The 10065-nt window shown below is 58.4% G+C and carries 4 protein-coding genes and 3 rRNA genes (1 of these 7 only partly in view); all 7 read right to left on the minus strand.

All coding sequences use genetic code 11. The features are described from left to right. Nucleotide 1: 1 nt before the first annotated feature. Nucleotides 2-1999 carry a poly-beta-1,6-N-acetyl-D-glucosamine N-deacetylase PgaB gene (gene pgaB, locus J3P96_RS27100; RefSeq protein WP_434654307.1) on the minus strand — a complete coding sequence of 666 codons (1998 nt, stop codon included), beginning with the start codon at nt 1997-1999 and terminating at the stop codon, nt 2-4. 12 nt (nt 2000-2011) lie between these two features. After that, nucleotides 2012-4495, minus strand: a complete 2484-nt coding sequence (pgaA, locus tag J3P96_RS27105) for a poly-beta-1,6 N-acetyl-D-glucosamine export porin PgaA (protein ID WP_434654310.1) — start codon at nt 4493-4495, stop codon at nt 2012-2014. Between the two features lie 244 nt (nt 4496-4739). Then, nucleotides 4740-6245, minus strand: coding sequence for a YdgA family protein (locus J3P96_RS27110; protein WP_434654313.1), 1506 nt, complete (start codon nt 6243-6245; stop codon nt 4740-4742). Nucleotides 6246-6401: 156 nt separating this feature from the next. Beyond that, nucleotides 6402-7037, minus strand: coding sequence for an NADH:ubiquinone oxidoreductase subunit N (locus J3P96_RS27115; protein WP_434654316.1), 636 nt, complete (start codon nt 7035-7037; stop codon nt 6402-6404). Nucleotides 7038-7219: 182 nt separating this feature from the next. After that, nucleotides 7220-7335, minus strand: a 5S ribosomal RNA gene (rrf, locus tag J3P96_RS27120). Between the two features lie 108 nt (nt 7336-7443). Then, nucleotides 7444-7559 (minus strand): 5S ribosomal RNA (gene rrf, locus J3P96_RS27125). A gap of 164 nt (nt 7560-7723) precedes the next feature. Next, nucleotides 7724-10065, minus strand: a 23S ribosomal RNA gene (locus J3P96_RS27130) (it continues 550 nt past the right edge of the window).

A 10065-nucleotide genomic window follows, 5' to 3' on the forward strand; every position in this document is an offset into this window, starting at 1 on the left:
GTCAAGGATTCCACTTGTTGGAGAGCGCAGGCCGCACGGCTTTCACGGCAGGCTGGTCTTCGATGAAGTTGTCCGGGTAGTAGCCGAAACTGGTCACGCCCTGGCGCTTGAGTCGCCCCATCCAGTCGGCCAGTTGTTCACCTTCGATATCGGCCACCGGCTTGCTGTGCCAGTCGCGCGCTTGCAATTCGAATACCGTGCGCTTGAGCGCACCGGGGCGAGCCTTGACGGTTTCCACCAGCCGTTCGAGCCAGGGCCCGGATTGCTCGCGGGTCTGTTTTTCCATCAATGGCATGGCCATCGGAGCCGTCCAATCGTAGGCGCCGAGGAAGTCATCGAGGTTCTGGGCGAACCAGGCCTCGCTCTGCGGGTTGAGCATCGGCTCGGCAAAGATATTGCGCGCCGTGCGCACCTCCGGACCACGAATTGCCCGAACCTTGGCCGTGAGCTCAGCGGTGAAGTCGATCAGGTAGCGGCTCTTGAAACGGGTCCAGCGCTGCATGGCCGCCGGGTCGTCGCGCAGAGCGGCGATGGAGGTCGGCAAGCCGTTGGCCGCATAGACTTTCATCGCAGCTGGGCCGGCATCCTCGAAGTCGGAGAACACCGCGTCGTCATGGTACAGAACGCCGTCCACCGAGCTCATCCGCGCCAGGTCTTCGTAGATTTCGCCGATGACCTTGCGCACGTTCGGGTCGAAGGGCGACAGGCGCAGGTACTGGTCCGGGGCGACGCCAATCTTGCCGGTTTCAGGATCCCAGCGCTGTACACGCGGCAACTTCGGGTCCAGGGCAAAACTGAGCACCGGCATCCAGGCATACACCTTCACGTTGGCCCGGGTGCGCAATTGCCATGCGACCCGATCGAACAGATCGGCGCGTACCGGCAGATGCCGATTGGGGAAGTACAGCGAATGGACCAGGCCATCGCCCTTCGGGTCGGCAAAAGCTTGCAGGAACACGGTGTTCGCGCCCAGATCGTAGATACGCTGGACCAGCTTGCCGACGTTGGCCTCCTGCTGCACAGGGTCCGGATCGTAGACATAATCCAGGTCAACGTGGACCACCCGCATCGGGTCCATGGTCTGCACCGAGACGATGCTTTCGGCGAAGTGAGCGCCGTCCGGATCGGAAGCCACCAGAAAGCGCGGGCCGCTCATCAGGTTATCGAGGCTGTCGAGGCCGTCTTCCAGGGTCAGGGCCATCTGGTAGCCCTGGCCGCCAATCACCTGCAACGCGGTGCCGTCCGCCTCGCCGTATGGCCAGACCCAGACGCGCGGACTGTAGCCGGTGACTTTGCGGATCTTCTCGGAAATGGCTGCCACGTCCTTGCGCAGACGCGCCTGGAAATCGGCTTCCGCTTCATAGCGACCGGTAGCCGGATCGTAGCGCCGCGTGGTCGCCGCCGGCTGCTGGTTGCCTTGCGGGTTGGCGAGTACGCCTTTGTGATTGGCATCGGTGTGGGCGGCGATTTCCACCAGGCCCGATTTCGACACCTCGCGAATCTGCTCCCAGGTCAGGAACTCGGAACGCTTGCGTGGCACGCCGGCAAAATCCACCGGTTGATTCAGCGGCGTGTCGATCCAACTGCCGACCGGAGCAAGGATGGCCGGCCAGTTGTAGGCGCGCAGGATGGGCATGACGCGGGTGTAAAAGCTTGAGTAGCCGTCGTCGAAACTCAGCAGTACTGCGCGCGGTGGCAGTTCGGGCCCGCCGTTGCGGGCAGCGATGATCTGGTCGATCGTGACCGGCTGATAATTGTTTTCCCGCAGCCAGGCCAATTGCTCGATCAGGCGCTCGGTGCGCACGGCCACCAAGGCTTGGTCGGGGTCGCGGTCTTCGACGTCGTGGTAGGCGATGCCAAGCACGTGGTTTTTCGGCCATGGCGCATCGTTGGCCATCACCGGCCGTTGCGAAGGCGGGGCAAATGCCGGGGCCTGCTGGGCACAAGCGCTGATCAGCAAGACTCCCAGCAGAAGGATGAATCGCGAAATGACGGGCATTTTCAAACTCTTCTAGAAGCGGTAGGTGAGGTCGACAAGCAGGCGCAGATCGCTTTCACGATCGCCGTCGTAAGGGCGGTTGAGCCAGCTCAGCGCGGCCCCGGCTTCAAGCACATCGTTCCAGAGCAGACGCTGGCCGTAGCTGAGCAGCCCCATGGCACCGGTGCTGTAGTCACTCTGGCTGTAAGTGCCGGCACCCGCCTGGAACTGCTGGCTCCAGGTGGTTTCGTAGCGGCGATACAACACGTGATTGGCGCTCACGGTCGGCATGACACTGAAGTCCGATTTCGGATTGAAGTACGGCACTTCATTCGAGCCGCTGTTGCGACTGGCACCGACTTCCAGGCCCAGCTCCACTTGCAGCCTCGGAGCGCTGTAGATGCCCTCGCGGCCAGTCAGCAAGGTCTCGAGGCGGTTGTTGCCATCGCTGAAGTGGGACGGGCTGACAGCCAGCCGCCACTCGCGGCTTTCATTGGCACGCCAGCGGACGAAACCGCTTCCACCATTGGCGCGAATCCCGCTGTTGAGAGCCCGCAACGGAGTGTTGGCCGAGAGGTAGTCCAGGCTGCCGCCGTACTGCCAGTGATCATTGATGTCCCGGGCCACGGCCACTCGCGCGCCCTGTTTGTCACCGGAACCATACGAATGGTTGGAGATTTCCGCCTCCAGGGTCATGTCGCGGGTACGCCGCTCCACTCCCAGGCGCTGCCAGCGATGGTGGCCGGTGCCTTCCTCGAAGTCGCCGGTTGCGTATCCGGCACCGCCGAACAGCCGCCAGTCTTCATCGATGGGCGGGCTGTAGAGCAAGGTCTCGATACCAAAATCGCGGCTGCCGGTCACCGCGCCAGCGTCGCCATTGCCGCCACCGTAGCTCTTGCCGGTGTAGGCCTCGATGCGCAGTTCAGCCATGTCATGGACGTCACGCTGGCGTTGCAGGCGCTTGACGTGAGCGTTTTCGGGATAGCGGGCGACCACGTCATCGGTAAGCGCATCCATTTGCCGCCATTCCTGCAGATCCATGGCGGCGCGGGCCTGGGCGACTTCCAGGTCGCGATTGCGCGGCGTCGTGGCCTCGACTTCCTTGAGCAGGCTTTCCGAACGTCGCGGCCATTCACGTGCCTGGTACAGATCGGCCTGGGCCAGGCGCAAGCCGATATTGCCGGGCCCCTGATAGACAAGAGCGTCCAGGCGCGCCTCGGCGGTAGGCAGATCGGCGCCGTAGGTACCTGCCTGAGCGGCCAGGAGCTGCGCGTCCATCCATTCGTCGTTGGGATTACCGATCGGCAGCCCCTTGAGTTCCACGCGGGCCGGCTGTGCTTTCGCCAGGTCTTCGGCCAGTGCGCGGGCCTCCTCGGATTTTTCGCTTTCCAGCAAGGCGTAGTAGAGCGCAGTGCTGTCTTCGAAGCGGTCCGCAGGATCTGCATCCGGTGCAATCAGCACGCGGCGGTACAGATCGACGGCGATCTCCGGTTCACGTTGCTCCAGATAGGAAGAAGCAACCCAGCGCAGCGCGTAGGTTGGAATGCTGACCCCTTCCGCGACCAGCTTCTGGTACTCGGCGATCACCTCGGCCCGGCGAGCCCGGGCGTTGAGGGCGCCCATGCGGTCGATCCGCCAGCGCAAGACATCATCGTGGGCCTCGGCCACCGGAGTCCAGGTGGCGAGCAGTTTGTCGTAGTCCGCCAGCGCGCGATCGGCGATGACAAAACGTTCTGTTTCGCTGCGACTGGCCATATCCGCCAGGCGCACCCGCTCGGCCGCCACATCGCCTTCAAGCCTGCGCTGCACGCCACGATCGATCAGGCCGGGCTGAAGCCGGGCCAGGCGCAGGGCCGGCTCAGGCAAACGGGCGCGTTGCAGGGCATAGACGTACTCGCGGGCGACTTCAGGCTTGTTGCTGCCGGCACGGGTGAAAGCCTGGTCGTATTCGAAAAGCGCTTCGTGGGGATTGTCCGCACGCGTCAGCGCATAGCCCAAGGCCAACCGGCGCATCGGATCTTCTGGCTTGGCGGCAACGAGGGCCCTCGCGCGGCTGACGGCTTCATCTGGCTTGCCGGCATCGGCCTGGGTCAAGGCCAGACCCAGTTGCAGATCGGGGTTCTGCGGATCGATCGCCAACGCCCGGCGATACAACTCGACCGCCGGATCCCAGCGCTTGAGGTTGCGATAGGAGCGAGCAGCTGCGGTCAGCGCCTGAACCGGAAGGTCGCGGTAGCGGCCCTGGGTTTCGTAGACTTTCACCACCTCGGCATCAAGACCGGCCCAACTGGCGATCTGCAGATGGTCACTGATCTGTGCGGTGCTGGCCTGGCCAACCGGCACCTGGCGCAATACGGACAACGCGGGCGTGTAATGCCCCGCGCGGGCGTCGAGCACCATCTGGTCATAAGCGGTATCGGCAAACGCCGCCACCGACCAGCACAATTGGCTGCACAGCGCGACGCGAAACAACGGGCGCAAACCGAATTGAATAAGAGGACCCACAGTACGCGGCATTCGTCAGCATCCTTACATGGCCAGCCGGGTCGCAGTGCCCCCTTGCCCATCAAACAGAAGGCCGGATCAAAGGAACCCAGCCAAGCTCTAACGGGCCTAGTTTTGCACTCCGTGGCGGGTCATCTTCCAGATCGCCATAATTCTTCAGAATCCATGCAGATTTCAGCGCGGCATTTTCAACGGACAAAAAAAACCGGCCCGTGCACAGGGCACGGACCGGTCTTCAGATGTTGCCTGGGACGGGTTACTGAATGGCGACGCCACCGCCCAGCTTGTTCATCACAAACGCGGTGAACTGTTCAACGGTCATCTTCTGGCCGTTGAAATCGACCTGATTGTTGGCGTAGTGCAGATTGGTAACCACATCATTGCCTTCAAGCTTCGCCAGCTCCGTGCCTACCGCCATGGCGCTGAACATATCGCTGGTGGCAGTCGCCTGGTCGGCGATCAGTTTTGCGTCGGTCTGGCCTTCCATCTGCGCTTGCACGGTCAGGAGATCCACCAGCATTGGCTTGGAAACCTTGACCTTGAAGTCCAGCAGAGCGAGCAACTGGCGGCCCAGCTCATCGGGTGGCAGGTCCATGGACTGCGGCTTGGCCAGATCGACAACCAGGCTCGCGCGGCTTTCGCCGTTAGCGGTATTGAACGAGAGGTTCTCCAGGGCCACTTGCGGGGCGCCAGCCAGGAGTTTTTCCAGGTCGGCTTTGACCTGCGCTTCTTCTGCCTCGGTGAGGTTCAGCTCTGGAGCCGGCTCGCCCGCTTCAGCGGCCTCGGCAGCTGCCTTTTCGTAGGGTTGCAGCTTGGCCTGGTAGACCTGCATCAGCGACATGGTGGCAGGGATGTCCAGGTTCTTCAGGCTGACCGCCATCTGTGCAGAACCGATGACCTTGTCATTGAACGACAACTCGCCGATCTTGTAATCAGCGCGTCCCGAAGCACTGGTGCCGTTCTCGGAGCTGTTGTTCTTCATCTCGAAGTTTTTCAGGCCCAATACCGATTTCGGCTCGCCGAAGGTGGTCTTGCTGCTGCTCAGCAACAGGGTGTTGTCGCCCTTGTAGTAGCCATAGGTGCTCTTGGTCAGGTTGCTGGCCAATGTCAGGCCACTGAACTCTACCTGAACCGGCGTCTGATCTTCGGCGACGGTGGTCAACTTGAAGCTGTCCATGTAGCCGTCGGCCTTGATCTTCTCAGCCTGGGCGCTGGCGGCCACATCGATTTTCAGGCCGGAGAAGATCAGCTGGGATTGCTCATCCAGCTTGGTATCCAGAGGCAGCAGTTCGAACGTGCCGTTGGTGGATTGATCGTAACCGAGATTGAAGACGCCTTTGAGAGGCGATTTATCCTTGGCGGCAACGAACCACTTTTCGGTCAGTGGAGTCCGTTCCAGTTCGGTGTGGCTGGTGGCCATGACCGGCAACCATTTGAGCGTCATCAGGCGCGAGAATGGAAGTGGACCGTGTTCGATGTTGTCAACGAACAGCAGCTCGACCGGTTCGCCGCCGAACATTTCGCCTTCACCCTTGAGACGATAACGGGCGGTACTGCTGAAGGTGCCACGGTCCAGGGAGACCAGTTCAATCGAAGCGGTGCCATTGGAACCCGCCAAAGCCGTTTGCAGTTGCTTATTGCTGTCGGCAATAGCGGTTTGCAGTACGCCTTCAAGCTTGGTGCCGGTATACCAGGCGCCACCCGCACTGATTGCACCAACAACCACAACGATTCCCAGAAGTACGCTTGCTGATTTGTTCATGAGTGATCCGATCGTGTTCCATGGTTGAAAAGAGTCGTCTTCCTTGACCCGCAAAGGGCTGTGGTACGACGCGATAAAAGTGGTGGGGAGATTAGCATCAGGCAAGTCAGCAAGCCCAATGTTTAAAGGGGAAAAAGCGTGTTCTTGAGAAATGGTCTACGAATATTCGACTTCGATCTCGTCAAGTTGATGATCGAAGGTCTTGAGGCGTGCTGTCCAGGTGTAGACCAACACTTCGAAATCTCGATTGATTACTGCCGCACCCGATGAATCGTCACGCCCATCGTAGAAGTCCAATTGATAGCGCTCCCGAGCCATCGCGTTGGCCACATCGCACAGCTCGCGGGCATTGTTGAGCCAATGCCAGTCGTCTTGCGCGACTTGCTTGTCCAGGGCGGCGCATTGAGTTTTCAGTGCCTCGAGGCTTTTCTCCAGCGGAGTGCCGGTAAGCTCACCCATGACTTCCTGAAACGTGCGTCCAGGCTGCCAATAGCTGCCCCAGAAATAACGGTCGAATACCGTTTCAACCCGGCGCAGCGCAACCTTGGTATCCCAGATCAGGACCAGTGTCTTGCCTTGCACAAGCTGCTTCTTCTTGATGCGCTGGCCTTGGAGAGACGCCCAGGCGACGATTGCGACAGAAATGACACCGATCAGCGCAGCCGCGCTATCCAGGAAAATCAGTGCCTTGTCGATATGGTGAGTCAGCATGACGCCATAGAAGTAGGTGGCCGAAAGCAGCAGCAAGGCCGCGACAGCGCACCAGAAGCCGGGAGCATAAGGGTTTTTCATTATTGGAATCCCCATGACCAGTCACGTCGCGGGCTGTTGCTTCCAATGCCCGACAACCAAAGCATAGCAACGGCTTGGGGGTTTGCCGGGGGGTGGCGTCAATTAGGACGGCGATCCGATTATCGGCTCCGAAAACGACAAAACCCCTGTCTGCATTGGCAGACAGGGGTTCTGGAATTCAATCTTGACGATGACCTACTCTCACATGGGGAAACCCCACACTACCATCGGCGATGCATCGTTTCACTTCTGAGTTCGGGATGGGATCAGGTGGTTCCAATGCTCTATGGTCGTCAAGAAATTCGGTAACCAACCCGTTCAGGAACAACGTGTCGGTGAAAATCGAAGACTTCTACTAAAAACAAAACCCCTACCTGCGTCAGCAGATAGGGGTTTCGGAATTTAATCTTGACGATGACCTACTCTCACATGGGGAAACCCCACACTACCATCGGCGATGCATCGTTTCACTTCTGAGTTCGGGATGGGATCAGGTGGTTCCAATGCTCTATGGTCGTCAAGAAATTCGGTAGCCAGCGCGTGCCTTACGGTCACGTTCCAGCGAATGGGTATGCGATAGTTTGTGGGTTTTGACTCGAACTTTCGGTTCATCTCGTCTTCACACACCGCAATCTGGTGCCTTTCTCCGTTTCCAGAGCAGGATCAACAAATTGCTTGGGTGTTATATGGTCAAGCCTCACGGGCAATTAGTACAGGTTAGCTCAACGCCTCACAGCGCTTACACACCCTGCCTATCAACGTCGTAGTCTTCGACGGCCCTTCAGGGGACTCAAGGTCCCAGTGAGATCTCATCTTGAGGCAAGTTTCCCGCTTAGATGCTTTCAGCGGTTATCTTTTCCGAACATAGCTACCCGGCAATGCCACTGGCGTGACAACCGGAACACCAGAGGTTCGTCCACTCCGGTCCTCTCGTACTAGGAGCAGCCCCTCTCAAATCTCAAACGTCCACGGCAGATAGGGACCGAACTGTCTCACGACGTTCTAAACCCAGCTCGCGTACCACTTTAAATGGCGAACAGCCATACCCTTGGGACCGGCTTCAGCCCCAGGATGTGATGAGCCGACATCGAGGTGCCAAACACCGCCGTCGATATGAACTCTTGGGCGGTATCAGCCTGTTATCCCCGGAGTACCTTTTATCCGTTGAGCGATGGCCCTTCCATACAGAACCACCGGATCACTAAGACCTACTTTCGTACCTGCTCGACGTGTCTGTCTCGCAGTCAAGCGCGCTTTTGCCTTTATACTCTACGACCGATTTCCGACCGGTCTGAGCGCACCTTCGTACTCCTCCGTTACTCTTTAGGAGGAGACCGCCCCAGTCAAACTACCCACCATACACTGTCCTCGATCCGGATAACGGACCTGAGTTAGAACCTCAAAGTTGCCAGGGTGGTATTTCAAGGATGGCTCCACGCAGACTGGCGTCCACGCTTCAAAGCCTCCCACCTATCCTACACAAGCAAATTCAAAGTCCAGTGCAAAGCTATAGTAAAGGTTCACGGGGTCTTTCCGTCTAGCCGCGGATACACTGCATCTTCACAGCGATTTCAATTTCACTGAGTCTCGGGTGGAGACAGCGCCGCCATCGTTACGCCATTCGTGCAGGTCGGAACTTACCCGACAAGGAATTTCGCTACCTTAGGACCGTTATAGTTACGGCCGCCGTTTACCGGGGCTTCGATCAAGAGCTTCGCGTTAGCTAACCCCATCAATTAACCTTCCGGCACCGGGCAGGCGTCACACCCTATACGTCCACTTTCGTGTTTGCAGAGTGCTGTGTTTTTAATAAACAGTCGCAGCGGCCTGGTATCTTCGACCGGCGTGGGCTTACGCAGCAAGTGCTTCACCCTCACCGGCGCACCTTCTCCCGAAGTTACGGTGCCATTTTGCCTAGTTCCTTCACCCGAGTTCTCTCAAGCGCCTTGGTATTCTCTACCCAACCACCTGTGTCGGTTTGGGGTACGGTTCCTGGTTACCTGAAGCTTAGAAGCTTTTCTTGGAAGCATGGCATCAACCACTTCGTCACCCAGAGGGTAACTCGTCATCAGCTCTCGGCCTTAGAATCCCGGATTTACCTAAGATTCCAGCCTACCACCTTAAACTTGGACAACCAACGCCAAGCTGGCCTAGCCTTCTCCGTCCCTCCATCGCAATAACCAGAAGTACAGGAATATTAACCTGTTTTCCATCGACTACGCTTTTCAGCCTCGCCTTAGGGACCGACTAACCCTGCGTCGATTAACGTTGCGCAGGAAACCTTGGTCTTTCGGCGTGGGTGTTTTTCACACCCATTGTCGTTACTCATGTCAGCATTCGCACTTCTGATACCTCCAGCAAGCTTCTCAACTCACCTTCACAGGCTTACAGAACGCTCCTCTACCGCATCACTTGCGTGATACCCGTAGCTTCGGTGTATGGTTTGAGCCCCGTTACATCTTCCGCGCAGGCCGACTCGACTAGTGAGCTATTACGCTTTCTTTAAAGGGTGGCTGCTTCTAAGCCAACCTCCTAGCTGTCTAAGCCTTCCCACATCGTTTCCCACTTAACCATAACTTTGGGACCTTAGCTGACGGTCTGGGTTGTTTCCCTTTTCACGACGGACGTTAGCACCCGCCGTGTGTCTCCCATGCTCGGCACTTGTAGGTATTCGGAGTTTGCATCGGTTTGGTAAGTCGGGATGACCCCCTAGCCGAAACAGTGCTCTACCCCCTACAGTGATACATGAGGCGCTACCTAAATAGCTTTCGAGGAGAACCAGCTATCTCCGAGCTTGATTAGCCTTTCACTCCGATCCACAGGTCATCCGCTAACTTTTCAACGGTAGTCGGTTCGGTCCTCCAGTCAGTGTTACCTAACCTTCAACCTGCCCATGGATAGATCGCCCGGTTTCGGGTCTATTCCCAGCGACTAGACGCCCTATTAAGACTCGCTTTCGCTACGCCTCCCCTATTCGGTTAAGCTCGCCACTGAAAATAAGTCGCTGACCCATTATACAAAAGGTACG

This window comes from Pseudomonas sp. R3-56, assembly GCF_051132075.1.
Classification (GTDB): domain Bacteria; phylum Pseudomonadota; class Gammaproteobacteria; order Pseudomonadales; family Pseudomonadaceae; genus Aquipseudomonas.

What these genes read in the sequence shown, in the direction of transcription:
- pgaB (WP_434654307.1), bottom strand. Translation starts at nt 1,999, where the DNA reads ATGCCCGTCATTTCGCGATTCATCCTTCTGCTGGGAGTCTTGCTGATC.
- J3P96_RS27110 (WP_434654313.1), bottom strand. Translation starts at nt 6,245, where the DNA reads ATGAACAAATCAGCAAGCGTACTTCTGGGAATCGTTGTGGTTGTTGGT.
- pgaA (WP_434654310.1), bottom strand. Translation starts at nt 4,495, where the DNA reads ATGCCGCGTACTGTGGGTCCTCTTATTCAATTCGGTTTGCGCCCGTTG.
- J3P96_RS27115 (WP_434654316.1), bottom strand. Translation starts at nt 7,037, where the DNA reads ATGAAAAACCCTTATGCTCCCGGCTTCTGGTGCGCTGTCGCGGCCTTG.